Source organism: Mucilaginibacter sp. CSA2-8R, from assembly GCF_038806765.1.
Taxonomy (GTDB): domain Bacteria; phylum Bacteroidota; class Bacteroidia; order Sphingobacteriales; family Sphingobacteriaceae; genus Mucilaginibacter.
Window position 1 is genome coordinate 634,437 of record NZ_CP152389.1, and the last position, 26,991, is coordinate 661,427.

Consider the following 26,991-nt stretch of genomic DNA (forward strand, 5'->3'; position numbering starts at 1 on the left):
GCTTTTTCAATCTATATCACTGTTGCTGCTGTTGTTGTTGCTGAAGCAGTAAGGCTTCTTTATAGCGGCGGTAACTGTTGGTAGAAAATACCTCGTTTTCGGCAGCTTGCACAAAGCTGTTTTCAGGTAAAATAGAGGTGCTTTCGCCCGAGCTGCTTGGCTCATCCTGGTACTCAACACTTACCTTAACCTCAAGTATGTGTCCTGATGAGCCTTTATAAACTCCTTTAACCGGCGAACAGTCCGAAAAATTACGTCCAACGGCTAATCGAACATGAGTTTCGTTGGCTACACAATTATTAGTTGGGTCGATGCCGAGCCAGCCATAATCGGGCAGGTAAACTTCGGCCCAAGCATGGGTAGCACCTTCGCCCCGCATGCCGTTGCGGTTAGGGCAAATATAACCGCTCACATAGCGCGCAGGTATATTGAGCAATCGCAGCATTAAAATGAGTATATGTGCAAAGTCCTGGCAAACGCCCGCCTTTAAATTCCAAACCTCGGTTAAGGTGGTTTCAACAGTAGTTACACCCGGCAAATACTTAAAGTTTCGATACACATATTCGCAAAGGCGTAATGCCGTTTGGTAAGGTGTTTCGTTGTCTTGCTGTACTTGCGCTATAATGGTTTGCAACTCCGGCAGCGCTTCAAAATATTCGTGTTTTAAAAAATCAATGTAAGGTACAATGTACTGCAGTGCCTGTAGCTTTTGCCATTGCTCTGTTGCAGACATCTCCTCAATTGGCAACTCGCGGGGCTTGGTAACTACCAGTACTTCAGAATTAATGATTAAACGGTTATGGGGCTCGAGGTAAGTAAAGCTGCCTACCTCGTTGCCATAATAATCAACATAAGTATCTACTAACGGGTTGCCGGTAATAGTGAGTGTATGCTTTAAAACATCCTGGTGCATATCCACAATAGGGAATAGGATTACCTGATTGGCACTGTCGCGCACCATTCCCTCGTAAGTATAGCGGGTAATATGTTGTATCTTAAATTCAGGCATCGATCAGTAAATTTTAAAATTATGAATTAGCAAAATAATGCTCGTTCGTCAGGTTACCAATGGTATACAGGTCTTTTTTAATTTGAGTTAAAAACTGGTGCAGTCCCACCTGGCTAATACTTTGTGTTGAGCTGTATTGAATAGAGCTTTGCAGTTTACCTATCTGGAAGGCTATATCCCGGTAATTGCTCAAGTTGCTTTCTTTTTTCAGTCGTTCGTAATACCTCCCAATATTATTAACCGAGTAGATCACCGAACGCGGAAAATCAGTATTCAGCATCACCAACTCCATAACGCTTTCGGCTTCAATACCATCGCGGTACGTTTTTAAATACAATTCATATCCGCCTATCGACTGTAGCAAGTGTTTCCAGTAAGTGGTATCAGTTAATAAATCAGGATTGTTGTTAACCGACCCGAATTTGATGTCCAGTAAATCAATAGCCTGAATACTGCGCTCCAAAAACTTGCCGATATTCATAAAACTGCGGCCTTGTCCACGTTCCATGCTTACCTCGGCAGTGCCATAATACAGCATGATTTGCTTATTAAGGTTATCCAGCACACTGATCGGGTCGTCATGAAGCAGCCTTTCGGTAATGCCGGGGTCTTTAACACAATGGTAATACTCATTAAGGCATTGCCATAAATCGCGGGTAATATGCTCTTGAACGCTGCGGGCATTTTCACGTGCCAGCGTAATCATATTTAAAATTGAATTTGGGTTAGTGCGGTCGCTCACCATATAGGTAAGTACCGCCCGGCTGTCGTTATCCAGCTTACTCATCAATTCCGCATCTGCTACCGAATAAATACGTATGACCGGTTTCCAGGTAAACTCCCGCACGGCATCCTGCGATGATGCATAGTTAATTTTGAGCATGCGTAAAATACCATCGCTACGCTCAATGTAACGGCTTAACCAATAAAAACTTGCTGCTACTCTGCTTAACATTTTGCCCCCTAACCCCCTAAAGGGGGAATATATTTATGTATTTAATTTTTTTTATCCTTACTAATCAAGTACCCAGGTGTCTTTACTGCCACCTCCCTGCGAACTGTTAACCACCAGTGAGCCTTCCTTCAAGGCTACCCTGGTTAAGCCGCCCGGAACAATTTGAATGCCGTCCGGACCGCATAAGGCGTAAGGGCGTAAATCAATGCGGCGCGGCTGCAGGCTGCCCTGTAAGTAGCAGGGTGCTGCCGATAAGGCAATAGTGGGTTGCGCAATAAAATTGCGTGGGTCTTTTAATATCTCTTTTTTATAATCTTCAGTTTCCTGCTCGCTGGCTGCGTGCCCCATCAGCATACCGTAACCGCCGCTCCCGTTGGTTTTTTTTACTACCATGCTATTAATGTTGGCAAACGTGTACTCGCGCTCGTCTGCATTGCGCAGCTGGTAAGTAGGTACGTTTTTAAGTAGAGGTTCCTCGTTCAGGTAGTAGCGTATCATTTCGGGCACATAGCTGTATATAGCCTTATCGTCGGCTACGCCGTTGCCTACGGCGTTTACAATGGCCACGTTACCTTTACGATAAGCGCTCATGATGCCGGCAACACCTAATACACTCGCCGGGTTAAACACCAAGGGGTCTAAAAATTCGTCATCAACCCTGCGGTAAATCACATCAACCTGCTGCAGGCCCGTGGTTGTTTTCATGTATACTTTGTGGTTATTTACCACCAGGTCGCGCCCTTCAACCAGTTCTACACCCATAAGGCGGGCCAGCGTGGTATGTTCAAAATAGGCAGAGTTATAAATGCCCGGGCTTAGCAGTACAACCGTTGGGTTGCTGATTTGCCGCGGCGACAAGGCCATCAGGTTTTTGTAAAGGATATTTGGATAATCGGTAACGCTGCGGACATTGCATTGCGGCAGTAAATCAGGAAATAGCCGTTTGGTAATTTCCCTGTTTTCGAGCATGTAGCTCACGCCCGATGGTGTGCGCAAGTTATCTTCTAAAACAAAAAAGTCGCCTTTTTCGTCGCGGATTAAATCGATGCCGGCAATATGTACATAAATATCATGGGGTACATCCAATTGGTACATCTCGCGCAAAAAATGCGGGCAGGAATAAATCACATCAATAGGGATAATTCCGTCTTTGATGATGAACTGGTTGTGGTATACATCCCTTAAAAACAGGTTGAGCGCAGTTAAGCGCTGCTTGATGCCGTTTTCTACCAGCATCCACTCGGCGCCTGTAATGATGCGTGGAATAATGTCGAACGGAAATATCTTTTCTATCCCTTCGCCACTATCATAAACGGTGAAGGTAATGCCCTGCGTCATGAACAGGCGTCGCGCCAGTTCTTCCTTTTTATTTAAATTATCAGCTGATTCTTTAGATAAGTAGGTAATAACTCGCTGATAATGCTCACGAATACTATAGTTTTCGTTGTACATCTCATCCCAAACACCTTTGATAGCATTATACTCATTAAAATGTGCTGATTGATACATAAATAATCCTCATAAATTATTGAAAGCGTAATAGCTTTTAATCTATCAGGGTAATTTAGTAACTGTTTTTAATAATTCGCTTAATAAAAAATATATAATTTATAAAATTAAGCTAATTGGTTGTTAATTAAGTGTTGGTATTTTGCTGTTGGCTGGCGATTGATGAAGAATAGGCAACAAAAAAGGCTTAAGATTATCTTAAGCCTTTTTAATATTAAACAAGTACGATGATTAACCGTGGTTAACCTCATGTACTTCTTCTTCTTTAAAGAATTTTGCAGTAAAGTAATCGGAGTTCATGCGTGCAATGTTAGTCAGGGTAATTTCCTTCGGACATTCTGCCTCGCACGCACCGGTGTTGGTACAGCTACCAAAACCTTCAGCATCCATTTGTGCTACCATGCTTTGTGCGCGGCGGTAACGTTCAGGCTGCCCCTGTGGTAACAAGGCCAACTGCGTAATTTTAGCTGATGTAAATAACATGGCCGAAGCATTTTTACAAGCAGCTACACAAGCACCACACTGAATACAGGTAGCCGAGTTAAAGGCCTCGTCGGCAATTACTTTAGGAATCGGAATCTCGTTGGCATCAGGAACACCACCGGTATTTACCGAAACATAACCACCAGCCTGCTGTATACGGTCAAAAGCAGAGCGGTCGGTAGCCAAATCTTTTACTACCGGGAAGGCTGCTGCTCTCCATGGCTCAATGGTGATGGTTTCGCCATCACTAAAGCTGCGCATGTGTAACTGGCAGGTGGTAATTGCACGCTTAGGCCCGTGCGGGCGGCCATTAATATATAATGAACACATACCGCAAATACCCTCGCGGCAGTCATGGTCAAAGTGGATAGGCTCATCCTTTGCCAAAATCAGGCTCTCGTTCACTACATCCAGCATCTCCAGGAAAGACATATCCGGAGATATGTTCTCGGCCTTATAAGTTACAAACTTGCCGGCAGTTTGTGCATTTTTTTGGCGCCAAACTTTCAGCGTCAAATTCATCGTTCCGTTTGCGTTACTCATATCTATAAAATTAGAGTCAAGAACCAAGATCCAAGAACCAGGAAAATCATCACTTTTATAAAAGTCTTGATTCTTGGCTCTTGGCTCTTGCTTCTATCTTACTTATAACTTCTTTGTGTTAACTTAACATTTTCGTACACCAGTTCTTCTTTGTGAAGTTCTTCGGGTTGGTTTTCACCTTTAAATTCCCAGGCAGCAACGTAGGCAAACTCATCGTCCTGACGTAAGGCTTCACCTTCTTCTGTTTGCGACTCTACCCTAAAGTGACCACCACACGATTCACGGCGGCTTAAAGCATCTTCAACCATCAAAGCACCCAGTTCAATAAAGTCGGCCACACGTCCGGCTCTTTCTAACGAGGCATTGATTTCTTCGTTCTGACCTACTACGATGGCATTTTTCCAGAAATCATCTTTCAAGGCTTGGATTAGACCGCGTGCCTTAATCAAACCTTCTTCGCTACGTGCCATACCACAATATTCCCACATAATGTGGCCTAATTCGCGGTGATACTCCACTACTGTTTTGTTGCCTTTAAGCGCTAATAATTTAGCTACATAAGCTTCAACATCTTTTTTGGTTTGCTCAAAAGCCGGGTGGTTTTTGTCAACCGGTTTTGGTCCGATGGTAGCCAGGTAATCACCCAAAGTATAAGGGATTACAAAGTAACCGTCGGCTAAGCCCTGCATCAATGCCGAAGCGCCTAAGCGGTTAGCACCATGGTCAGAGAAGTTAGCTTCGCCCAAAGCATATAAACCAGGGATATTAGTGCTCAGGTTATAGTCAACCCAAAGGCCACCCATGGTATAGTGTACTGCAGGATATATACGCATTGGCTGCTTGTACGGATTTTCATCAGTAATCTGATAGTACATATCAAACAAGTTACCGTACTTGGCTTTTACGGCTTCTTCGCCCAAACGCTCAATAGCATCTCTAAAATCAAGGAATACAGCGATACCCGAACCACCTACACCTTTACCTTCGTCAACCATTTCTTTGGCGTTACGTGAGGCCACGTCGCGCGGTACAAGGTTACCAAATGATGGATATTTGCGTTCCAGGAAGTAATCGCGGTCTTCTTCTTTAACGTTTTCTATTTTCACTTCACCTTTACGCAGTTTCTCGGCAACCTCTTTGGTTTTTGGAGCCCATACACGACCATCGTTACGCAATGACTCTGACATCAGCGTTAATTTAGACTGGTGTGTACCGGTTACCGGGATACAGGTAGGGTGAATTTGAGTATAACAAGGGTTGGCAAAGTAAGCGCCGCGCTTGTGTGCACGCCATGCAGCAGTTACGTTAGAACCGATAGCATTGGTTGACAGGTAAAACACGTTGCTGTAACCACCTGTACATAACAAAACAGCATGTGCAGCATGTGTTTCAATAGCACCTGTTTTTAAGTTACGGGTTACAATACCTTGAGCCTTGCCATCAACTATTACTACATCCAGCATTTCTGTACGGGTGTACATTTTTACTTTGCCTTCGTGTATCTGGCGGTTAAGTGCCGAAAACGCACCTAATAATAATTGTTGTCCTGTTTGGCCACGAGCATAAAAAGTACGTGATACCTGTGCACCACCAAATGAGCGGTTATCTAATAAACCACCGTACTCGCGGGCAAAAGGTACACCCTGGGCCACACACTGGTCAATAATATTTACCGATACTTCGGCCAGGCGGTAAACGTTTCCTTCGCGGGCACGGTAGTCACCACCTTTAATAGTATCATAAAATAAGCGATAAACACTATCGCCGTCGTTACGGTAGTTTTTGGCAGCGTTTATACCACCTTGCGCAGCAATAGAGTGCGCACGGCGAGGGCTGTCCTGAAAACAAAAAGCAGTTACATTATATCCTAACTCGGCTAATGAGGCAGCAGCAGACGCACCTGCCAAACCTGTACCTACCACAATAACGTTGTACTTACGTTTGTTAGCAGGGTTAACCAACTTCAAATTAAATTTATGCTTGCTCCATTTTTCGGCTAATGGGCCTTGCGGAATTTTAGCATCTAAAATCATGTGAATGATATTTATGTTTTAAGCTGTTAAGCTTATTTATTTAAACTCTGAAAATAATATACAACAGGCATGGCAGCAAAACCAAGCGGAATAATTACAGCAAACAACCAGGTGCCGATAAATTCGTAAATAGGTTTGTATTTGCGGTGCACCCAGCCAATAGTATGAAAGGCACTTTGAAAGCCGTGCAGTAAGTGGAATGATAAAGCTACCATAGCAATTACATAAATTACTACATACCATAAAAGGCTAAAGCTGCTGGCTACACGTGCATGTAAGTCTTTAACACGGGTAATTTCAGTGTTACCATCGTAGGTCATCGAATGCTCAAAATCAGATTTCTCCGGGGTGAAAGCAGTAACTGTTCTTTCACCGGTTAAAACGTTAGTGCGGTATTCTTTGTACCCTACGTTATGGGTAAACTTGTACTGGTACCAAAAATCTCCCATGTGTATTACGATAAATAATAACAGGATTGAGCCTAACAAGCCCATGTTTTTAGAAGAAAAAGATACCGGAGACTGAGTACCGACAGCATAACTAACCGGGCGGGCTTTACGGTTGTTAATAGTTAAAATAAGCGCATATATAGCGTGCACTATAATGCTCAGGTACAAAATGTAGGCAATTACCTCAATAGGAGGGAAATGCGTTAAAAAGTTGGCATACATGTTAAAGCTGTATCCGTTGTCGTTGCTAAAAAGCAGCAGGTTACCACCTAAGTGCACAATCAGAAACACGCTCAGAAACAAGCCTGTTAAAGCCATGATCAGCTTTTTTCCCAGTGAAGAGTTAAAGGTTTGTTTTAATTCACTCATTATACAGAAATTTTTATCGTGCAAAAATATTTAATATAACCCGATTACTGATAACAGTTTTAAGCTAATGTCAAGATATTGTCTATTTAGAAACATTCTAAAAATATGAACAAATATCACTTATTTATAGGGTTTAAGCCTATATTCGCTCTTGTCCTACACTCATTGCATGAAGAATTATTTCCTTATTTTTGCAGGCGTTTTGATGGTTGCCAGTTGCACCACCAAACAGCCGCATATTACTTTTAGCGGTAACGTTCCGGGGTTAAACGATGGCACCTTTTTAGTGACCGATTCTGCCGGGCAGAATTTAGCCGGGCAGAACATAACCAACGGAACTTTTAAAATAGATACCATCCTTGAAAATAAAGGTTACGGCTCGTTTACCTTACAAAAAAACGGGGAAAAAGCTGCTCCGGTTGAAGTTTACCTGGAGCCGGGTCAATATACTATAGAGGCGAGTGTTAAACACCTGGATCAATATCCCAACATCAAATCTTCATCGGCTATCCAGAACGACCTGACTGCTTACTACACTACGCAGGAGAAAATTATTGAGAAAAAGATGAACTCCGTGTTTGGCATCAGAGAAAAGCTGGACATGGATAAATTAAAGCTTGAGGCTTTCCAGAGCTTTATAAAGCAACACCCGGACAGTAAAGCTGCTGCTCACCTGATGCTCGGCCTGAATTATGAAAAGGATGCCGAAGCGTACAGCGCCATCTATAGCAAGCTTAACACTGATGTTAAGAATACCGAAGAAGGTAAGTTTATAGGTAATAAGTTGGGTGTAATGATGAAGTTACTTCCTGGTGCAACAGGCCCCGGTATTGCCGGCAAAACACCCGACGGAAAAGCATTTGATCAAAGTCAGCTCAACAAAAGAGTTTATGTGGTAGAATTTTGGAAGGCAGGCAATCAGGTAAGTCGGTTAAATCATCAGGATATGATAAAAAGCTTGTTAAAAAATGTAGATGTGAGCAAAGTTGGCTTCATCAGCATTTCGATGGATACAAAAAGGGAGTGGTGGACAAAAGCCATTGCCGATGACAAACTTAGCTGGCCGCAGTACAGCGATCTAAAAGGCGATGATTCTGCTGATGCCGAGCGTTGGGCTATAACCAAAGTGCCTACTTATTATATACTCAACGGCAAATGGCAGATAGTACAGCGCGACGTTGATTTTGGTAAACTGGAAGCTACCATTAATGATTATCTGAGCAAGCGATAACCTTAAACAGGAAACACCTTTTCGGGCAAAATGCCAAAAACCTGGTCGCTGGGCTGATGGCGCATAGCCACGCGACCGGTAAATTTGCCAAAGGAAGGCAGGATGGCTTGCCGCTGGCTAAAAGCAAAGCAGGGCAGGGTGATAGCCTGGCGGCCTTTACCTACCAGTTTAACGCCGGGATGAATGTGGCCGCAAAAAATATATTGCTGGTGCCGATTTAAACAATCCTGGTTTTGCGGGTGGTGGAGCATTAAAAACGGACCGGCTTCAAGCTGCTGATGGGTAGATACATCCAAATCATGGTAGTGCTGCTCGGTAATAATATCGTGGTTGCCCATTACCAGCTGCATATCCACATCACTGAACAGGCTACGCCATTGAGCAAAGCTATGCCAGTCGGCATTCATCTCGCTATGAAAAAGATCACCTAAAAAGTAAATTTTTTCGGGATGGTGCCGGTTAACGAGTTGCGTAAGTGTATACAAATCTTCGTGTGCAACTTGCTGGGGAACGGCAATGCCTGCTTTACGGAAATGCCCGGTTTTGCCCAGATGCACATCAGCTACTAATAGCGCTTTTTGCTGCTCCCAGTAAATGGCCCTCTCGGGCAGCAGTAGCAAACTTTCGCCCAGTAAATTAAAGTTCAACCCTACACTCATCTTAATGGGTGCAAAGATAGATAAAAAACAAAAAGTCCGGCTCTATGAGCCAGACTTTTTGCTAATATAGTTAGTGTTTAATGCTTATGCTTTTTCGCTTTTGGCGTTCACATTAATAGTGCTTTCAGCAAGTTGAGTCAATAACTCATCAGTTTTTTTCTCCTCGGCCAATGTTTCTTCTAATAATTGGGCAGCTTCGTTATAGCCTAATGTGTTTGCCAGTGTACGCAAGGTACCGTATGAGGCAATCTCGTAATGTTCTGATTTTTGCGCTGCCGAGATAATACCTGCATCACGGGTAATAGAGCCGTCTTCGGTATCTTCTACAATGCTTTCCGATTCGGCAATCAGGCCTTCCATAGCATCACATTTTTTTGCGGCTGCTTTTTCGTCAATTATTTCAAATACCTGCTCCAGGCGGGCTACTTGATTATCAGTTTCTGCTTTATGAGTTTCTAATGCGCTGCGCAGTTCTTCAGAAGTTGCTGCTTTTGCCAGTTTCACTAATGCTTTAGATAAGTGTTTTTCGGCCCAGTAAATGTCTTTCAATTCGTCAACGAATAATTCTTTTAAAGCCGACTCTTCTACATTGTCAGTATTTTCTGGTTGTTTTTTTTTGGTAGTTGCCATGATGTAAATTTTTTATGTATAGGTTTAACATGAAGAATATACATCGGTTTTAACTAATTATTAACATTATGTGGATTACGACGAAATGTATTTCTATTATAAGAAACAAATTGATATTTATGGTACGATGGTAGCTCTGCGCCTTTTGGCTAACTGCCAGGCTAACTCAGCGGTAATGAGGGCTGCAATGGCAAACAACGCCGGTGTAATACCGCTACCGTCTGAGTTAAAAGCAGCAACCAGGGCAATAATATAAACCGATAGCGGTAACAATAGCACCATACACAATCCGCTTACATTTAATGGGATTTTAAAAGGCCGGGGCCGGTCGGGTTCTTTTAATCTTAAGGTAATAAGGGTGATATATTCAAGCGACAAACCGGCGCCATAAACCGTTACATCAATAATCAGCAGTTCAGAAAATGTCCACAACACCATAAAACTTACCACTACCGAGCAGAGTATGATGGATACATAAGGCGTATGAAAGCGCGAGTGCAAGCGGTGCAGATAGGCGGGCAATAAATTATCGGTAGCCATAGCCTGCGGTACTCTTGAAACCGATAGCAAAACCGCTGTGTAAATACCTAACCCACTGGCCATGCCGCCGGCTGCAAACAACGCCCCCAGCCAATGCCCGCCCAAATTAGAGCCCAGCAACGGAAAGCCTTTATCGGTTAACAACTGTGCACTTATGCCTGATTGTAAGGCAATCAAAATGGCTAAAACATAAACTACCATCACCAATACAAAAGCTATGGCAATCGCTTTTAAATAGGAACGTACCGGTTGCTCAACTTCAGGCGCATAGGTAGTAATATTATCCCAACCCAAACAATTCCACATTACGGTGTATAAAGCCATGCCGAGCGACGGAAAAGTGATGCCTTGCAAACCCGGCTGCGGTACATGGCCCAAGCCATGCTGGCTAATGAACAACACAAACAAAATAAGGAAAGGACTTAATACTAATATACTGAATATTACTGATGCCCGGCCCACCTGTACAATACCCAATATATTTAAGCCTGCCAGGCTCCAGATGACACAAAGGCAAACTAAGGCTTTATGATGTTCTAACCCGGGAAAAAAATAAGCAGCATACCCAACAAACAACACCGGATAAATGGCTAGGTCAACAAAAGTATAAATCCAGGTCCACCAGCCCTCATAAAATCCCCATCGGCTGCCTAAGCCATATTTTACCCACTCGTAATAACCGCCGGTAACAGGCATCATGCTGTTAAGCTCCATTACAGTAAAAATGGCAGGTACGTCCCATAGCAGTGGAGTGACGATGAGCAGTAGCAAAGCGCCATGCTCACCTGCATAAGTGAGCAAAGGTTCTAGTCCGTAAGGCCCGCCCGATACGGTAAAAAATATGATAAATACTAACTGTAAAAAGCGGAGCTTTTTGGGCGGTGGTTGTGCGGGCATAAGTCCTAAAAATAGTAAATATTTCAGGTTTATAAACCGTGTTAAAACTCCTCTAACTCAATGCTGTCCCAACCCTGGCGTTTATAGTAATAAAGCATAAGCCAGTAAACGGCAACTGCCGGGATAATCAAAATCCAAATGACGGTTTCCCACCGCGACAGCAAATAATGGCCAAAACCTACTGCACCGATTAGTCCGGTGATGAGCAGCGAAGAAACCACGCGGCCACCCGATTGTTTAAGCAATACCGGTTTAGAAAACGGCAAGCCTTTTACCATAAACAAAGCCATCAGCAACCCGTAAATCATACCGATAACTGATGCCAGAATAATATCGTTAATCACCTTCGGTCCCCAGATAACAACGCCTACCAAGCCAATGATAAAGCAATAAGGCAAGTAGTAAAGTGTAACCACCGCTTTATACATGCCCGAAAGTATTTTACCGGGCTGGGTAACAGGCAAGGCATAATAAACCCACGCAGGTTTAAATTTTTCGGAGTAGGAGATATTTTGTAATATAGAGGATAGTACGAAGGTGCTGAGGTACACCAGAAATATATAACTCGAGCCGGATTGTATTTTATCAAATCGTTCGTCCATACTGCCTTTACCATTTAGTCCGAAATACAAAAAGTAAATAGGTACGTAAGCCAGTGCCGGGTATACTTTTATTTTAAACTCGCGTATGCGGGCAGCCAGTTTTGAGGTAATCCGAAAACCTGCGTTTTCGACCGGATCAGGGGCCAGCCAGTTAGCCAGCTTGTTAACTAATGAGGGTTTGGTTTGGGTATTGCCGGTAGGGGTGGGCACGCTGGGGGCAGATGCATTACCATCGGAGGTGGCCGCTATGGCCAGCCTTTTGTTAAAGCCGGGAGCCAGTACTTTAGCAACTAACCATAAACCGGCTACAGGCACTGTGATGCCGAGGATAGCCAGCAAACTGGTAAGCAACGTGGCACGCGAAGGATGAATGAGTACTTCGTTAAGGGAGGCTATCCAAACCGGCGGTAAAAAATAGGCCCATACTTTTTGCGTTAAGTCAATTTGTACCAGGCTGGTAAAATCAATAACGCGTGGCAGCAGGTAGTAACAGCCGAAAATAACTACCGAAAAAACAATCTGAAAATAGCTGATAATGTCCTTAAACTTTTCGGGCGATACCGTATGCATCATAACGAGGTACACTACGTTGACCAGTAATATACTGAGAAACGTAATCAGTACAAGTTGTATAAGAAATAACGGAACCGCAGGCAATCCATCCATAAAACCGATAATCACCAGCCCGCCTAAGCCTTGTAGCAGGGCCAGCCTAAATACATAAACACTGATGTGCAGTATACGCGATATGGTCAGCGTACGGTCGTCAACCGGGCGGGGAAGCAGGATGTACTGGTCGCGCACATCAAGCAGCACACTGGTAAAATCGGCAATTAGCGTCATTGCCATTAGTACCATAAACATTGAGAAATATACGGTTTGTGCTATCAGCGGGCCTTTGAACGCAATCAGTACAAATCCGGTCAGAATACCCATTACTACCGTGCCGATTGAAACCAGCCAAGGGTTTGATGTTTTGCCGGTGGCATTTTCCTTGCGCCTGCCCGCAAACATTACGCTTGGCCGGCGGTCGTCCATCATTAATTTGATGCGCAGTATTTGATAAAGCTGGTAAGTATCAACGCCGGTGCGCTCTAAAAAAGGCATCAAAGCGCTTACCATGCGTAACATTAAAGTATTCATGCCGGTAACAAGATGTTTAGGTTTAGTCGAAAGCGTTTATAATCGCATCAGTTTCACTGGCCGATTCGGTGCGGCCTGTTAAGTGCGCAAATACCTGTTCGAGTGTATCAGAGTGGTCTTGCTTGAGTGACTCGAAAGTGCCATCGGCAATAATGTCACCCTTGTTAATGAGCAGTATACGGTCTGATACTTTTTCAACCACATCCATCACGTGTGAGCAGTAAAATATGGTTTTGCCTTCTTGCGATAAACGGGTAATCAGTTCTTTCACCATAATCACTGCATTGGCATCTAAACCCGAAAGCGGCTCATCCAGTATAATAATCTGCGGATTATGGATGATGCCCGAGATGAGCAATACCTTTTGCCGCATCCCTTTCGAAAAGGTATCCATCCGGTCGTTAATGTTGTTGCCCAGGCCAAAAGCCGTCAGTAGCTTTTGTGCACGGCTTTGGATCAGGTCTTCATCCAACCCATAGAGCTTGCCTATAAAATCAAGGTATTCCATAGGCGTCAGCACCTCATATAACTCCGCATTTTCGGGTACGTAACCAATCCTTTTTTTAATTTCCTGCGGGTTATCCTGCATGCTGATACCATCCACTACTACCTCCCCGCTAAACTCGGGAATAAGGCCGGTTAAAATTTTAACCGTAGTTGATTTACCGGCACCGTTAGGCCCTATGTAGCCGATAACCTGCCCCGGATAAATATCGAGCGACAAGTTTTTGAGCACTAATTTGGAACCGTAAGATTTGGAAAGGTTGCGTATCTGAATGATGGGAGCCTGATTCATGAAAATATCATTTGCGTGAATGTACAAAAAAGAATATCACTGCGCTTAATTAGATGATAACGGTAACTAAATGTTACAGCATAAAAAAAGCCTGCGGTAAAGCAGGCTTTTGATTATTTGTTAAATAGCTATTCGTTTTCAACAGCCGAGAGTATTTCGAGTATAACGTTCCAGCGGTGCTGGGCATCCTGCTCCCAAAGGCGTACATAATAGTAATTGCTTACGATGTTGCCTTTGCGTATACGGGCACGGCCATAAGTATACGCTAAATCATTGCTGCTGGCACGGCCGCCATTTAAGGTTTCGGCAGTAATACTGATGGCTTGATTGGCCATAAACTTCAAGGTTTTATCAATGCCTACCATCGGGTCAAAACCCGGGAAGTACAAGCGACCTTCGGGCGTAAGGAACTCCTTGTATGTGCCAACCGTAGATATTTTAAGGCCTTGGTTAAACTGGCGGTCATTAGTTAAAACAACGCCTTTTGATTTAAAAGGGTCAACGCTGGCAGCTACCTTAGTAGTTTGTACCGGCTCTTTAACATCAGTAGTTTGTGCAGCGGCACTTTGCGGGTGCTGTATGCCTAAATTAGTCACTAGTTTAAGGCGGTTGCTTATTTGGTCCAGTTTCCAGATGGATACATAGTCGCCATAAACTTTATCGTCTTCGGTTTTGCCGTTTTGATAAACGTATGGGCCGGCGGTAAAAGCCAAATCGCCATTGGCAGATATGCGGGCATATTTTGGCTGCCAAGTTAAGGTGCCGGGCTGCTTATCTATTTTACCGTAAAAATCGGTGGTTTTAATAACGTCCGGTTTAAATACAATACCCTCCGGATCGGTAACCGTTAAAAAAGCTTCTTTGATACCTTTGCGGGCGGCCAGTTTTACAAAGTCGTCTTCGGCTTGTATAACTGTTTGTACGGTGGCAGCTTTTTGTGCAAATGCAGTGCCCATAGTGCAACTAAAAGCGGCAATGGCGAGTATAGCTTTATTCATTTTCATAGTTAGATTGAAGCCCAAATTCATTTTTTTCGTTCGGAAACGATGGCTTATTTTAAAGAAATTGTGACTATAGCCTTAACTTAAGTTTTTGCATTTTATTGTTAAAGGCTACAGTCTTGTTTTTTAGTTGTTGATAATCAATAGTGTTTTAATCATCCCACTTCTCTAATAACATCCAAAGCAATGGTTTTTAAGCCTGCTTCAAATGTAATCGCATTAGGTTGAAAAAGCGTTGTAAACAGCTTTTTGTAACCTGTTAATTACAGTAAGTCTATATCTTATTCCAGGTAGTACCTTCTTTACTGTCTTTTAACTGAAACCCAACTTTCTGCAGACCATCGCGTATTTTGTCAGATGTAGCGTAATCGCGATTGGTTTTGGCTTCGCTGCGCAGGTTAACAATAAAATCAATCACCTTGGGCAATTCGTCGCTGCTGGTCTGCTCATTTTTTAGCCCTAAAATATCAGTTACGAAGGTTTGCATTAACGTTTTTAACAGCTCAAGATTTTCTGCATCAATTTTCAGTTTGCCATCATGTACCGAGTTGATGATGCGCGAAGCCTCAAATAGTTCGGCAATCAAAATCGGGCTGTTAAAATCGTCATTCAGGGCTTGGTAGCAACTGTTTAGTATGGGTTGTATCTCTACCTCAGTTTGTGCTGATGCCTGCAGGCCATCCAATAATGTGTAAGCATTCATCAGGCGTTTAAAACCTTTTTCCGAAGCTTCCATGGCATCATTACTAAAATCGAGCGTGCTGCGGTAGTGAGCCTGCAACATAAAAAAGCGTACCGTCATCGGGCTGTAGCCTTTATTCAGGATGCTATTATTGCCGCTAAAAAGCTCGTGTGGTAAAAAACTGTTACCTAACGATTTTGACATTTTTTGCCCATTCACCGTAAGCATGTTGGTGTGAATCCAGTATTTGGCCGGGTTTTTACCGTAGCAGGCATTGTTTTGAGCCACCTCGTTGGTGTGGTGGGTAGGTATCAGGTCAATGCCGCCGCCATGAATATCAAATTGCTCACCCAGGTATTTATGGCTCATGGCCGAGCACTCTAAATGCCAGCCCGGAAAGCCCACGCTCCAGGGTGATGGCCATTTCATTAAATGTTCCGGCTTGGCTTTAATCCATAAAGCAAAATCAAGCTTGCCGTGTTTATCATCCTGCCCGCCCAGGGTGCGGGTATTGTTAAGCAAATCTTCGAGATGACGGCCGCTCAGAACGCCATAATCATTAGTGCTGTTATATTTTTCTACGTCAAAATAAACTGAACCGTTTACCTCGTAGGCGAAGCCATTTTCGAGCATAATTTTTACTAGTTCAATTTGCTCAATGATGTGGCCAGTGGCGGTAGGCTCAATGCTTGGCGGCAACACGTTAAACTCACGCATTACGTCATGAAAGCCAGTACTGTATTTTTGTACAATCTCCATAGGCTCTAACTGCGCCAGTTTAGCTTTTTTAGAGATTTTATCTTCACCCTGGTCGGCATCACCTTCTAAGTGTCCGGCGTCGGTAATATTACGCACATAGCGTACTTTGTAACCTAAATGGGTAAGATATCTGAAAATAAGGTCGAACGATATATAAGTGCGGGCGTTACCTAAGTGCGCATCACTGTATACGGTAGGACCGCAAACATACATGCCCACGTGAGGCATATTAAGAGGTATAAATTCTTCTTTAGTACGGGTTAAGGTATTGTAAACAAAAACAGTTTGTTTCATGTGCGCAAACTTACAATTTTTAATTAAGCGTTGATGAGTAAATGGATGGCTTACTTTAACAGCAAATTGCTGCAAACAGGGTAATGGTCTGAAAAGCGTTTTTGTACAATATGGTAGCTGTCAACCGAAAATCCGCTGCTGGCCATAATGTAATCTATCTGGTAATTAGGGAAACTGCCGTTGTAAGTGCGTGCAAAGCCCGAACCCTTTTCGCAAAAAGCATTGTTGATGCCTTTAGCCATTTGGTTTACGGCAAATGAGGCAGGGGTATCGTTAAAATCGCCGGCAATAATGTAGGGGTAGCGGCATAGTGCAGCATGTGATTTAATTTTGAATACTTGTTCGCTACGCTTAACAAAGGCACGCTTTAACTTGCCGCCAATGCGTATAGACGAACTGATGTCTGTTTTACCATGAGTGGATACTTTGCTGAGGTAAGTGTAATCATCCGAATCAAACCTGATAGATTGCAGGTGAACGTTGTAATAGCGAATGGTATCGTTAAGTTTTTTGATGTCTGCAAATACACATTGGTTACCGCTGCCACCTTCAGACAGCATAATGTCGCCTTGATTTACAATCGGGTATTTAGAAAATATAGCTAACCCGGTGCTTTCTCGTCCTGTATTTAAATTAAAGGGTTTAAAGAAGTAATGATCGGATTGCATAATCTTCTTCATCGAATCTTTGAGCGCATACTGCCCTCGTTTACGCGAAAAAAACTCCTGAATGCCTATGATGTCGGGCTGTTCTTCGCTAATCATAAGCAGCATACTATGGCTGGTTTGGGGATCGTTTTCTGCACCGTAACGTTTAAAGTTATGCGCATTGTAAGTCATAATCCGTAAGCCATTCGGCTTGGTTTTGCTGCTGGTTTCTTGGTTCTTAAACCTGAAACCGAAATTAGCTTTTAACACGCCCCACCCCAGTACAATACAAACCAGTGGCAGTAAAATGTATTTGCTTTTACGCAGCAGCCAGTAGGCCATTATTATCAGGTTACCGAGAAGCAAAAAAGGATAGGCCAAGCCAAAAAATGCAACCGGCCAAAATTTGCGCGGATCGGTGATGGGCGCCAGGTAACTTACCAGCAAGGCAAAGCCCAGTAAATAGCTGAGCCACAATAAAATTTTATCAATAAAACCGAACCGTTTTTTCTTAGCCCTCATTTTTACTTGCGCGGAACAAAACCTCTTTCTCGTGCTTGTTCAGGCTTTCGTAACCACTATGCGAAATTTTGTCTAAAATGTGGTCAATCTCTTCCTGACGAGGGGCAGAAGTAGTTTGCTGCTGGTAACTTTTGTTTTGCGATACAACTTTAACTTTAGGACGTGGAGTAAACATACTATCTACCGAGCGGCTCCAGTCGCGGCCACCTTTAAGTTGCTTAATGTAAATAAACCCTAATAAGGCACCACCCAGGTGGGCAATTTCGCCGCCGGCGTTAGGGCCGGTGATGCTTAAAAAGTCAATAATGACATAAAATATGGCAACCCATTTTAATTTAACAGGGCCTATGAACATGAGGTAGATGGTATAATTAGGCAACAAGGTAGCTGTAGCAACCACGATAGCCATTACACTGGCCGATGCCCCAATTACTGTAGCAACTGATACACTTTCACTAAACAGCGGGAAAAAGTTGTAGGCTAATACATAGAACAACGCTCCGGCCAGTCCACCCATGATATATAGGCTAACCAAGCGTTTATTACCCAGATATTCTTCAAAAATTTGACCCATCCAAAACAGCCAGAGCATATTAAAAAGTATGTGAAAAATATCATGGTGCATGAACATATAAGTAACCGGCGTCCAGAAATGGGTAGCCAGTCGGGGTAGGTATGATGGCAGGGCAAGATATTCATTCGAAAAATTATCGAGGATGCCGTTGCCCATCAGGCGAAATAAAGTAGCCGGAACGTTTATTAGTAAAAACACCAGTACGTTAATACCTATAAGCAGGTTAATGCGACTGCCCGATTGCAGCAGCTTATAACGTATATCTTGCCAAAGCGAGTTCATAAAAGTGAAGACCTGTTTAATTACATAACTTACATATGTTAATAAAAATTGTTTGGCTTGCGCATGCCCCAAATTTTTATTAAAATAAACCCAAATAATGCGCCACCTAAATGTGCCCAGTGTGCTACCGAATCGCCCGGGCTTTGCGCAATACCCGAATATAACTCAATAAGTATATACCCAATCACAAAATACTTGGCTTTAACCGGCAGCGGGATAAACATTATAAACAGTTCGATGTTAGGGAACAGCATACCAAAGGCTACCAGTAAACCAAATATAGCACCTGATGCACCAACTATCCCGCTAAAAGGAGAATAAATTTCTTCCAGTTTATTGAAGCCGGGCTGGGCAAAATAAGGCCTGATATCGCCGTGAGGCACTGTAAATGTACCGATTACCTGATAAACTTCAAAGGCTTGCACCAGCATTTGTAGTGCTAATGCACCAATACCTGTAATAAAATAAAATTGTAGAAAACGCTTGGGCCCCATGGCATACTCCAGCGCCGGCCCCAAAGTAAACAAGGCGAACATATTAAAGAAAATATGCATCCAGCCTCCATGCATAAACATGTAGGTGATGATTTGCCAAGCCCTGAAAATAGGTGCATTAAAGTAATGTGCTGCCAGGTAAGGCTCAAAATTTAAGCCGGAATGCTGCAGAAACCAGTTACCCAAAAAAAATATAACATTAAGGATAAGTAGATTTTTAACAACCGGGGTAAGGTTGTCTAATGGGTTTTGCCTGTATGCGCTCATAGGTATGGGTAAACGGGCCTGGCCGTATCCAGGCCGGCAAGCCCATTATGCTTTTTATCTTAAGTCCTTAATTCAAACCATTATTTTTCAAACCTGTCGGCCAGTTCGTTTAAGGTAAACGTGCTGATAACGGGTTTGCCATTTAGTGCGAGGTTAGGCATCTGGCAGGCAAAAAGCTGGTCGATGAGTAAATTCATCTCTTCGAGGCTTAACCGGGTGCCTGCTTTGGTAGCAGCATTTCGGGCCAGCGTACGTGCTAACGTGTCGCGCTTATCTAACTTTAATATAGCCAGATTGTTTTTAAATCCCTCCAGCAAATGCTCCAATAATTGATGCTCGCTCCCCTGGTTAACATCGGCCGGAATGCCATCAACCACCACCGTATTTTTCCCAAATTCGCGAATGTCAAAACCAAGCGCTTTAATGTCCGGAAGTAATTCTTTGAGCAGTGCAAAGTCGCTGCCGTTTAATGTAACCGTTTGTGGGAATAAGCTTTGCTGGCTGGTACCCGAATGGTTTTGCAATTGCTGCAAAAAACGTTCATATAATATACGCTCGTGTGCTGCCTGCTGGTTAATAAGCATAAAGCCCGATTTAATCTGCGAAAGTATGTACCGGTTATGAATTTGAAACAGCTGCCTCTCGCTGGGTTTGCTTACAGCTTCGCTGTTTACCTCAAAACTATGGTCGGGCAGTATTTCGGTTTGATGCTGTTCTTTTTCCTGTTTACTTATTTCATATAAGGTTTCCCAGTTTTGCGGTATACCGGCTTTATATGGGTTGTTAAACTCCTGGTAACTGCTGCTTTGCCTTACGACAGGCTTTTTTTCGTCGGTATCAAACGGATTAAAATTCGGGTTAAAGGTGATGCCCGGCGGGGTAATTTGCTCCAGAGGCTTGTGGGTAATCAGATGTTCTATGCTGTTTTCCTGGTCAAAATCAAGCGTAGGTGTAATGTTGTAACGACCCAGTGAACGTTTTACAGCCGACCGGATGATGGCGTAAATCGCCTTTTCGTCCTGGTATTTGATTTCTGTTTTGGTAGGATGTACATTGATGTCAATTTTGCTCGGATCAATATCAATAAACAATACATACAATGGGTAAGTATCTTCGGGCAGTAATTCCTCAAAAGCCGTCATTACTGCATGGTTCAGGTAATTGTCGCGTATAAAACGGTTGTTTACAAAAAAGAACTGCTCGCCGCGGGTACGCTTGGCAAACTCGGGTTTGCCCACAAAGCCACGCAGTTTAATAATAGTCGTATCTTCTTCAACCGGAACCAAACGTTGGTTGTAGCTGTTGCCAAACAGATGCATAATACGTTGCTTTAGCTGCGCAGCAGGCAAGTGGTAAACTTCCTGCCCCTCATGATGCATCGTAAAAAATATTTGCGGATGGGCAAGCGCCACGCGCTGAAACTCATCAATAATATGGCGAAGCTCAACCGGGTTGCTTTTTAAAAAGTTACGCCGGGCAGGAGTGTTATAAAAAAGGTTTTTAACCGATATAGATGTGCCGCCGCTGGTAGCACAGGCATCCTGGCTGATTACTTCTGAGCCTTCGATGCAAATGCAGGTGCCCAGTTCGTCCTCGTGCCGCCGGGTTTTCATCTCCACCTGGGCAATAGCCGCAATAGATGCCATGGCTTCGCCTCTAAAACCCATAGTGCGTATGGCAAATAAATCGTCGGCTTTACGGATCTTGGAGGTAGCATGGCGCTCAAAACACATCCGCGCATCAGTAATGCTCATACCGCAGCCATTATCAATCACCTGGATAAGTGCTTTGCCGGCATCTTTTAAAATAAGCTGGATTTTATCTGCGCCGGAATCGATAGCATTTTCCACCAGTTCTTTTACCGCCGAGGCCGGCCGTTGCACTACTTCGCCTGCGGCAATCTGGTTGGCTACGGCATCCGGTAAAAGCTGAATAATATCTGACATCAAAAAAATCCCTCCAATTTCAGGGCCTAAATTAAAAATTTGCCGGCATAACTTTACCTTTGAAACGTTGTATATATAAATCCCCGCTTAATCCTCCCAGAGCAAGGGGTTTTTATAATCAGGTTATAGTAGGCTGCTTTTTTAGCGGCGGGGAGGTATAAGATGCAGTTATGAGAAAAATATGGCCCGTGCTTTTACTGGCACTTTTTACGGCTTGTAAGCAAAAAGAATATAATGCCGACTTGCTGATTAAAAACGCCGTTGTTTACACGGTTGACAGTAGTTTTACCAAGGCACAGGCTTTTGTAGTAAACGCCGGTAAAATAGTAGCCGTTGGTAAAGCCGATAGTTTAGAAAAAATATATACCGCACGTGAGACAGTTGATGCGCAAGGCAAAGCTGTTTATCCGGGCTTTATTGATGCGCATACTCACTTTTACCGTTATGGCTTAGGCTTACAAGAGGTAAACCTGGAAAACACTAAAAGTTGGGACGAGATTATCGACTCGGTGCAAGCCTATGCCGGACGCTCTGAAGAAGGCTGGATTATTGGCCGTGGCTGGGATCAAAACGACTGGGCAAAAAAGCAGTTTCCGGATAAAGCTAAACTGGACTCGCTCTTTCCGGTAAGACCAGTGGTATTAAACCGGGTAGATGGCCATGCTGTAATTGCCAACCAGGCCGCCCTGAATATTGCGGGTATTAAAGCCGGGCAAAAAATTGAAGGCGGACAAATTCAAACGGTTAACAATAAACTTACCGGTATATTGGTAGATAATGCAGTTGACCTGGTTACCCATAAAATACCACAACCTAATGATGCACAAGTACAGGCAGCTTTGTTGGATGCACAACGCAACTGCTTTGCGGTAGGCTTAACCACGGTAGATGATTGCGGTCTGGATTATCCGATGATTAATACCATTAACGAACTGCAGCATAAAAAAGCGTTAAAGATGCGCATGTACGTGATGCTGTCTGATAATGAAGAGAACATTAAATACCTGTTTAATCGTGGGGCTTACAAAACACCGGGCCTAAATGTCAGGTCATTTAAAGTATATGCCGATGGTGCATTAGGCTCAAGAGGGGCTTGTTTATTACATGATTACAGTGACCAAAAAGGCTGGAAAGGCTTTTTACTGAGCAGTCAAAAGCATTTTGAGGAGGTGGCTCAGCGCATTGCATCTAAAGGCTTCCAGATGTGTACCCATGCCATCGGCGATTCGGCTAATCGGGTAATCTTGAAAATATATGCTGGCGTTTTGCAAGGCAAAAACGACCGCCGGTGGCGTATTGAACATGCGCAGGTGATTGATACCGCCGACTTTAAATATTTTGGCCAAAATAATGTCGTGCCTTCCGTACAGCCTACTCATGCTACCTCAGATATGTCGTGGGCCGGCGAGCGTTTGGGGGCACAGCGTTTAAAAACATCCTACGCGTATAAGCAATTGCTGCAACAAAACGGCTGGCTGCCTTTGGGTACCGATTTCCCGGTAGAAAATATCAACCCGCTGTATACCTTTTACGCTGCTACCGAACGTAAAGATTTGAAAGGGTTTCCGGCTAACGGCTTCCAGATGGAAAATGCCTTAAAAAGAATCGAAGCATTACGTGGTATGACCATTTGGGCAGCACGTGCTAATTTTGAGGAGAAAGAAAAAGGAAGTATCGAGGTAGGTAAATATGCAGACTTTGTTATCCTCGACCAGGATTTGATGAAGGCCAAAGGTGCCAACCTGCCGCATATCAAAGTGTTAAAGACCTATGTAAACGGCGAAAAGGTGTATGAAAAAAAGTAAGTACGGTTGGTTTACCGTTGTTATATCGGGTTTTATATTATTAAGTACGGCTTGCGCACAGCAGCCCCCATTGCTCACCTTACCTGCCGGCCCGGCCTACGTTACTGAAGAAGCACTGACAGAACAGTCGACTGTGCTGTTAAATAACGAACAAAACCTGGTTCCGTTGCAGGATTTGGATAAGAGCACTGTAGCAAGCGTTAGGTTTACCAATGCCTACGCACCGGTGTTTGACAGTTTACTGAACAAATACACGCATGTGCAAACCTTTAACGGGTTAACTTATAAATCGATTGATAAGCTGACGGATGATCTGAAGCTTTATAATACCATCGTATTACAGCTTACCGATATTGATTTAAACAATACTCAACTGATCAATTTTATTACCATGAATGATAAGCTTAAAAAGCTGGTGGTAGTTTATTGGGGAAGCGGTATTGCTTTAAGTAAACTGGATGCCGTAACTACACCGGTTATCTGGTGTTCACGTATCTCGGCGGTGGCAGCGGCTTATGCAGCACAGGCTGTTTTTGGCGGCGTTGCTATTACGCATAAACTTCAAAAAGGTGTTTCATCAAAATACACTTTGGGCTCTGGCTTTCTTACAGCTAAAACCCGTTTACAATATACTGTCCCCGAGGCAGCAGGCATAAAAGCCGACAATTTATCAGCTATTGATATTATTGCCCGCGAAGCAGTTAACGATCAGGCTACCCCCGGTTTTGTAGTGTTGGTAGCTAAAGATGGTAAAGTGATTTTTAATAAGGCTTATGGCTATCATACTTATGATAAAACGCAGCCCGATAAAATAACTGATATTTTTGATATTGCTTCGGTAACCAAAATATCTGCCACTACTATGGAGGTGATGAAGCTGGTAGAACAAAATAAGCTCAACCTCGACTCTACCGTGGGCAGTTATGTGGCATTAGCCCGTAATACCAATAAGAACAATATTAAGGTACGCGACCTGATGCTGCACCAGGCCGGACTAATTCCTTACATTCCGTTTTACGAGCGTATTAAAGTTGGCGATCATAGTTCTGATTCGTCTGCTGCTTATCCTACTAAAGTAGCCGATGGGTATTATATGCGTAAAGACTATTTTAAGGATGTAATGTGGCCGCAAATGCTTAACTCGCCGCTACGTGCCCGCGGGGTATACGTTTACAGCGACTTGAGCATGTATTTTATGAAAGAAGTTGTAGAAACTGTAACGGCCACGCCGCTCAACACTTACGTGCAGGATAACTTCTATAATCCGCTGGGCATGCAAACTGCCGGTTTTTTACCTCGTAACCGTTTCAGCAAAGACCAAATCATCCCTACCGAAAACGATACTTATTTCAGGCATACGCTACTAACAGGTTATGTGCACGATCAGGGCGCAGCCATGGTAGGCGGCGTTTCGGGCCATGCCGGTTTGTTTGCCTCGGCTAATGATCTGGGCATCCTGTTCCAGATGATGCTGAACAAAGGTACGTATGGCGGCATCCAGTATTTTAAACCCGAAACCGTACAAGAGTTCACAGCCAAGCAATCGGCTGTAAGTCGTCGTGGTTTAGGTTTCGACCGTTGGGATCCGGTTTTGAGCAAGCATTACCCGTCGGCCCTGGCGTCACCGCAAACATATGGGCATACGGGTTATACCGGCACCTGCATTTGGGTAGACCCGCAATATAATCTGGTTTATATATTTTTGTCAAACAGGGTATACCCTAAAGACTCGCAATTACTAGTAAGCCGTCGTATCCGCCCGCGTATCCAGGATGTGGTTTACGAGGCCATTGCCAAAGGCTTGCAGCCATAATTTTACAGTTTAAGATTAGTTTGGTTTATATGGTTGCATATTAGTAACTTACAGATGTTATCAGCCTGTAAAATCTTATGCAAAGCTTAAATATACCCCAAGGCCATCAGCAGGTGATGCCTTACCTTATTGTAAAAAATGCCGCCGGCTTTTTCCATTTTATGCAAGCGGTTTTTGGCGCTACCGAAAAAATGAAGGTTATGCGCGATGAGTATACTATTATACACGCCGAAATGGAACTGGGCAGCAGCATCATTATGTTTACCGATGCTACCAACGAGTTTCCGGTGCAAACAGCTGGTTTGTTTATTTATGTTGACGACTGCGACGCTGTTTATTTGAAAGCGCTTGGCCTGCAAGCAAAAAGCATTATGCCACCCGCCAATCAAGATTACGGTCGCAGTGCAGGCATTTCAGATCCTTACGGCAATACGTGGTGGGTAACCTCGGTTAAATAAAGTATGAAGTTTTAGTTTATCGCATAAACCAGTGGAGGTAACCGCAACTGCTGCATGCAAAACAGGTTGCTGTGGCGTCTGTCCATTCTAAATTGAACATGGTTCGTGCTGGGCTCTGCAACTGCTCTTTACGGGTGTAAAAGCTTTCGTTTTTGCAAAACATGCAAACTAATTTAATACCGTCAATTTCGTATTGCTTAGGTTTTTCGGCCGAAAATAGTCCCATAGGTGTTTGTTTGTGACAGGTACAATATAGTGTTATTTTACAGCTTTGTAATATTTATGATAGAGAGTAGATAAAGGCACTGTTGCGTCGCTAAACTTTACACGGGTTTAACACATTTGCCGCAAAATGCTGTTAAACTTGCTGGCGTGAAACCACCGCAATGTTTGGTAGCTTCATTCAAACTTAAATCTAATTCATTTACATGAAAATTGGCATAGTTTGCTATCCAACCTTTGGGGGTAGCGGTGTTGTAGCTACCGAATTGGGCAAAGGCCTGGCCGATCGCGGTCACCAGGTGCATTTTGTGACCTATAACCAACCGGTACGCCTCGATTTTTTTTCCGAAAACTTATTTTACCATGAGGTTGCCGTAAGCAAATACCCTTTGTTTGAATACCCGCCTTATGAGTTGGCGTTGGCCAGCCGCCTGGTTGATGTGGTAAGGTTTGAAAAGCTGGACGTATTGCACGTACATTATGCCATCCCTCATGCTTCTGCGGCTTTTATGGCCAAGCAAATCCTGGCTACTTACGGCATTCATATCCCGGTTATTACTACGCTGCATGGTACTGATATTACTTTAGTGGGTAATGACCGTACTTATAAGCCCGTGGTTACCTTTTCAATTAATCAAAGTGATGGGGTAACGTCTGTTTCTGAACATTTAAAAAAGGATACTTACCGCTATTTCGAAATCACAAAAGATATTAAGGTAATTACCAATTTTATCGATCTGAGCCGGTTTAACCATACACCTAAAGAGCATTTTAAAAAGGCCATTGCGCCTGAAGGCGAAAAAATTCTGGTACACACTTCTAACTTCAGACGGGTAAAACGTACACCCGATGTGATCCGGATTTTTGCTAAAGTGAATGAACGAATTCCTTCAAAACTATTAATGGTGGGTGATGGGCAGGACCGGCCGGAGTGTGAACAATTGGCGCGTGACCTGAGTGTGAGCCATAACGTACGCTTTTTGGGCAAGCAGGATGCGGTAGAAGAAATTATGTCGGTATCCGATTTGTTTTTGATGCCGTCGCAGTCAGAAAGTTTTGGTTTGGCAGCATTAGAGGCCATGGCCTGCCGTGTGCCCGTCATCAGCAGTAATGCCGGCGGATTGCCCGAACTGAATGTAGAAGGCTACACCGGTTTTTTGCGTGATGTAACCGACTTAGATGGTATGGCCGACCAGGCCGTTTATATTTTAGAGGACGAAGATCGCCTGAATACATTTAAGGAGAATGCGCTTAATCATGCACGTAAGTTTGACTTAGCCACTATTTTGCCGCAATACGAGAGTTTTTATATGGATGTGATTGCCAAAAGCAATCTGTTTAACACGATAGACTGATACTCAAAACAAGTACTGCAAA

At 43.5% G+C, this 26,991-nt stretch carries 23 protein-coding genes; 5 read left to right on the forward strand and 18 right to left on the reverse strand.

Going from position 1 to position 26,991, the window contains the following annotated elements:
* Window positions 1–16: 16 nt before the first annotated feature.
* From AAGR14_RS02695 to AAGR14_RS02720, 6 genes are all read right to left on the reverse strand, one after another.
* Window positions 17–1,009 (reverse strand): transglutaminase family protein, encoded by a 993-nt coding sequence (locus tag AAGR14_RS02695; RefSeq protein ID WP_342647059.1) that lies wholly within the window; start codon window positions 1,007–1,009, stop codon window positions 17–19.
* Between the two features lie 19 nt (window positions 1,010–1,028).
* Complete coding sequence (locus tag AAGR14_RS02700) at window positions 1,029–1,964, reverse strand: alpha-E domain-containing protein (RefSeq protein ID WP_342647060.1); 936 nt, start codon at window positions 1,962–1,964, stop codon at window positions 1,029–1,031.
* Window positions 1,965–2,024: 60 nt separating this feature from the next.
* Complete coding sequence (locus AAGR14_RS02705; protein WP_342647061.1) at window positions 2,025–3,473, reverse strand: circularly permuted type 2 ATP-grasp protein; 1,449 nt, start codon at window positions 3,471–3,473, stop codon at window positions 2,025–2,027.
* 231 nt (window positions 3,474–3,704) lie between these two features.
* On the reverse strand, window positions 3,705–4,499 hold the full coding sequence (locus AAGR14_RS02710; protein ID WP_342647062.1) for a succinate dehydrogenase/fumarate reductase iron-sulfur subunit: 795 nt from the start codon (window positions 4,497–4,499) through the stop codon (window positions 3,705–3,707).
* A 98-nt stretch (window positions 4,500–4,597) separates the two neighbouring features.
* Window positions 4,598–6,532, reverse strand: a complete 1,935-nt coding sequence (locus tag AAGR14_RS02715; RefSeq protein WP_342647063.1) for a fumarate reductase/succinate dehydrogenase flavoprotein subunit — start codon at window positions 6,530–6,532, stop codon at window positions 4,598–4,600.
* A 32-nt stretch (window positions 6,533–6,564) separates the two neighbouring features.
* On the reverse strand, window positions 6,565–7,350 hold the full coding sequence (locus AAGR14_RS02720; RefSeq protein WP_342647064.1) for a succinate dehydrogenase cytochrome b subunit: 786 nt from the start codon (window positions 7,348–7,350) through the stop codon (window positions 6,565–6,567).
* 169 nt (window positions 7,351–7,519) lie between these two features.
* On the opposite strand from AAGR14_RS02720, the gene AAGR14_RS02725 reads away from it, so the two are divergent.
* On the forward strand, window positions 7,520–8,581 hold the full coding sequence (locus AAGR14_RS02725) for a hypothetical protein (RefSeq protein WP_342647065.1): 1,062 nt from the start codon (window positions 7,520–7,522) through the stop codon (window positions 8,579–8,581).
* A 2-nt stretch (window positions 8,582–8,583) separates the two neighbouring features.
* Here AAGR14_RS02725 and pdeM read toward each other — a convergent pair whose 3' ends face one another.
* The 11 genes from pdeM to mutL form a co-directional block, all read right to left on the reverse strand.
* The gene (gene pdeM, locus AAGR14_RS02730) at window positions 8,584–9,240 is read right to left on the reverse strand and encodes a ligase-associated DNA damage response endonuclease PdeM (protein ID WP_342647066.1); all 657 of its coding nucleotides are present in this window, start codon (window positions 9,238–9,240) and stop codon (window positions 8,584–8,586) included.
* A gap of 84 nt (window positions 9,241–9,324) precedes the next feature.
* Entirely contained in the window at window positions 9,325–9,870 is a 546-nt protein-coding gene (locus tag AAGR14_RS02735; RefSeq protein WP_342647067.1) for a ferritin-like domain-containing protein, read from the reverse strand.
* A 117-nt stretch (window positions 9,871–9,987) separates the two neighbouring features.
* Complete coding sequence (locus tag AAGR14_RS02740) at window positions 9,988–11,307, reverse strand: APC family permease (RefSeq protein ID WP_342647068.1); 1,320 nt, start codon at window positions 11,305–11,307, stop codon at window positions 9,988–9,990.
* A 41-nt stretch (window positions 11,308–11,348) separates the two neighbouring features.
* On the reverse strand, window positions 11,349–13,052 hold the full coding sequence (locus tag AAGR14_RS02745; RefSeq protein ID WP_342647069.1) for a hypothetical protein: 1,704 nt from the start codon (window positions 13,050–13,052) through the stop codon (window positions 11,349–11,351).
* A 22-nt stretch (window positions 13,053–13,074) separates the two neighbouring features.
* A complete protein-coding gene (locus AAGR14_RS02750) occupies window positions 13,075–13,848 on the reverse strand; it encodes an ABC transporter ATP-binding protein (RefSeq protein ID WP_342647070.1) in 774 nt (257 codons plus the stop codon).
* A gap of 128 nt (window positions 13,849–13,976) precedes the next feature.
* Entirely contained in the window at window positions 13,977–14,852 is an 876-nt protein-coding gene (locus tag AAGR14_RS02755; RefSeq protein WP_342647071.1) for a hypothetical protein, read from the reverse strand.
* Window positions 14,853–15,123: 271 nt separating this feature from the next.
* Entirely contained in the window at window positions 15,124–16,584 is a 1,461-nt protein-coding gene (cysS, locus tag AAGR14_RS02760; protein ID WP_342647072.1) for a cysteine--tRNA ligase, read from the reverse strand.
* Between the two features lie 50 nt (window positions 16,585–16,634).
* Window positions 16,635–17,753 carry an endonuclease/exonuclease/phosphatase family protein gene (locus AAGR14_RS02765; protein ID WP_342647073.1) on the reverse strand — a complete coding sequence of 373 codons (1,119 nt, stop codon included), beginning with the start codon at window positions 17,751–17,753 and terminating at the stop codon, window positions 16,635–16,637.
* Complete coding sequence (locus tag AAGR14_RS02770; protein ID WP_342647074.1) at window positions 17,743–18,609, reverse strand: rhomboid family intramembrane serine protease; 867 nt, start codon at window positions 18,607–18,609, stop codon at window positions 17,743–17,745. The genes AAGR14_RS02765 and AAGR14_RS02770 overlap by 11 nt, the downstream gene beginning before the upstream one ends.
* A gap of 38 nt (window positions 18,610–18,647) precedes the next feature.
* Window positions 18,648–19,370, reverse strand: a complete 723-nt coding sequence (locus tag AAGR14_RS02775; RefSeq protein WP_342647075.1) for a rhomboid family intramembrane serine protease — start codon at window positions 19,368–19,370, stop codon at window positions 18,648–18,650.
* An 80-nt stretch (window positions 19,371–19,450) separates the two neighbouring features.
* The gene (mutL, locus tag AAGR14_RS02780) at window positions 19,451–21,316 is read right to left on the reverse strand and encodes a DNA mismatch repair endonuclease MutL (protein WP_342647076.1); all 1,866 of its coding nucleotides are present in this window, start codon (window positions 21,314–21,316) and stop codon (window positions 19,451–19,453) included.
* Between the two features lie 170 nt (window positions 21,317–21,486).
* Between mutL and AAGR14_RS02785 the strand changes: the two genes are divergently transcribed.
* The 3 genes from AAGR14_RS02785 (at window position 21,487) to AAGR14_RS02795 (ending at window position 25,392) form a co-directional block, all read left to right on the forward strand.
* Complete coding sequence (locus tag AAGR14_RS02785; protein WP_342647077.1) at window positions 21,487–23,121, forward strand: amidohydrolase; 1,635 nt, start codon at window positions 21,487–21,489, stop codon at window positions 23,119–23,121.
* Window positions 23,108–24,934, forward strand: a complete 1,827-nt coding sequence (locus AAGR14_RS02790; protein ID WP_342647078.1) for a serine hydrolase — start codon at window positions 23,108–23,110, stop codon at window positions 24,932–24,934. Before AAGR14_RS02785 ends, AAGR14_RS02790 begins: the two co-directional genes overlap by 14 nt.
* Window positions 24,935–25,011: 77 nt before the next feature.
* A complete protein-coding gene (locus tag AAGR14_RS02795; RefSeq protein WP_342647079.1) occupies window positions 25,012–25,392 on the forward strand; it encodes a VOC family protein in 381 nt (126 codons plus the stop codon).
* Between the two features lie 16 nt (window positions 25,393–25,408).
* Here AAGR14_RS02795 and AAGR14_RS02800 read toward each other — a convergent pair whose 3' ends face one another.
* Window positions 25,409–25,618, reverse strand: coding sequence for a hypothetical protein (locus tag AAGR14_RS02800; RefSeq protein WP_342647080.1), 210 nt, complete (start codon window positions 25,616–25,618; stop codon window positions 25,409–25,411).
* A gap of 202 nt (window positions 25,619–25,820) precedes the next feature.
* Here AAGR14_RS02800 and bshA point away from each other — a divergent pair, with 202 nt between their 5' ends.
* On the forward strand, window positions 25,821–26,969 hold the full coding sequence (gene bshA, locus AAGR14_RS02805) for an N-acetyl-alpha-D-glucosaminyl L-malate synthase BshA (protein WP_342647081.1): 1,149 nt from the start codon (window positions 25,821–25,823) through the stop codon (window positions 26,967–26,969).
* The last annotated feature ends 22 nt before the right edge of the window (window positions 26,970–26,991 follow it).

Excerpts from the sequence above, each read along its gene's own strand:
- AAGR14_RS02695 (WP_342647059.1), bottom strand. The coding sequence starts at position 1,009 with ATGCCTGAATTTAAGATACAACATATTACCCGCTATACTTACGAGGGA.
- AAGR14_RS02700 (WP_342647060.1), bottom strand. The coding sequence starts at position 1,964 with ATGTTAAGCAGAGTAGCAGCAAGTTTTTATTGGTTAAGCCGTTACATT.
- AAGR14_RS02705 (WP_342647061.1), bottom strand. The coding sequence starts at position 3,473 with ATGTATCAATCAGCACATTTTAATGAGTATAATGCTATCAAAGGTGTT.
- AAGR14_RS02710 (WP_342647062.1), bottom strand. The coding sequence starts at position 4,499 with ATGAGTAACGCAAACGGAACGATGAATTTGACGCTGAAAGTTTGGCGC.
- AAGR14_RS02715 (WP_342647063.1), bottom strand. The coding sequence starts at position 6,532 with ATGATTTTAGATGCTAAAATTCCGCAAGGCCCATTAGCCGAAAAATGG.
- AAGR14_RS02720 (WP_342647064.1), bottom strand. The coding sequence starts at position 7,350 with ATGAGTGAATTAAAACAAACCTTTAACTCTTCACTGGGAAAAAAGCTG.
- AAGR14_RS02725 (WP_342647065.1), top strand. The coding sequence starts at position 7,520 with ATGAAGAATTATTTCCTTATTTTTGCAGGCGTTTTGATGGTTGCCAGT.
- pdeM (WP_342647066.1), bottom strand. The coding sequence starts at position 9,240 with ATGAGTGTAGGGTTGAACTTTAATTTACTGGGCGAAAGTTTGCTACTG.
- AAGR14_RS02735 (WP_342647067.1), bottom strand. The coding sequence starts at position 9,870 with ATGGCAACTACCAAAAAAAAACAACCAGAAAATACTGACAATGTAGAA.
- AAGR14_RS02740 (WP_342647068.1), bottom strand. The coding sequence starts at position 11,307 with ATGCCCGCACAACCACCGCCCAAAAAGCTCCGCTTTTTACAGTTAGTA.
- AAGR14_RS02745 (WP_342647069.1), bottom strand. The coding sequence starts at position 13,052 with ATGAATACTTTAATGTTACGCATGGTAAGCGCTTTGATGCCTTTTTTA.
- AAGR14_RS02750 (WP_342647070.1), bottom strand. The coding sequence starts at position 13,848 with ATGAATCAGGCTCCCATCATTCAGATACGCAACCTTTCCAAATCTTAC.
- AAGR14_RS02755 (WP_342647071.1), bottom strand. The coding sequence starts at position 14,852 with ATGAAAATGAATAAAGCTATACTCGCCATTGCCGCTTTTAGTTGCACT.
- cysS (WP_342647072.1), bottom strand. The coding sequence starts at position 16,584 with ATGAAACAAACTGTTTTTGTTTACAATACCTTAACCCGTACTAAAGAA.
- AAGR14_RS02765 (WP_342647073.1), bottom strand. The coding sequence starts at position 17,753 with ATGAGGGCTAAGAAAAAACGGTTCGGTTTTATTGATAAAATTTTATTG.
- AAGR14_RS02770 (WP_342647074.1), bottom strand. The coding sequence starts at position 18,609 with ATGAACTCGCTTTGGCAAGATATACGTTATAAGCTGCTGCAATCGGGC.
- AAGR14_RS02775 (WP_342647075.1), bottom strand. The coding sequence starts at position 19,370 with ATGAGCGCATACAGGCAAAACCCATTAGACAACCTTACCCCGGTTGTT.
- mutL (WP_342647076.1), bottom strand. The coding sequence starts at position 21,316 with ATGTCAGATATTATTCAGCTTTTACCGGATGCCGTAGCCAACCAGATT.
- AAGR14_RS02785 (WP_342647077.1), top strand. The coding sequence starts at position 21,487 with ATGAGAAAAATATGGCCCGTGCTTTTACTGGCACTTTTTACGGCTTGT.
- AAGR14_RS02790 (WP_342647078.1), top strand. The coding sequence starts at position 23,108 with ATGAAAAAAAGTAAGTACGGTTGGTTTACCGTTGTTATATCGGGTTTT.
- AAGR14_RS02795 (WP_342647079.1), top strand. The coding sequence starts at position 25,012 with ATGCAAAGCTTAAATATACCCCAAGGCCATCAGCAGGTGATGCCTTAC.
- AAGR14_RS02800 (WP_342647080.1), bottom strand. The coding sequence starts at position 25,618 with ATGGGACTATTTTCGGCCGAAAAACCTAAGCAATACGAAATTGACGGT.
- bshA (WP_342647081.1), top strand. The coding sequence starts at position 25,821 with ATGAAAATTGGCATAGTTTGCTATCCAACCTTTGGGGGTAGCGGTGTT.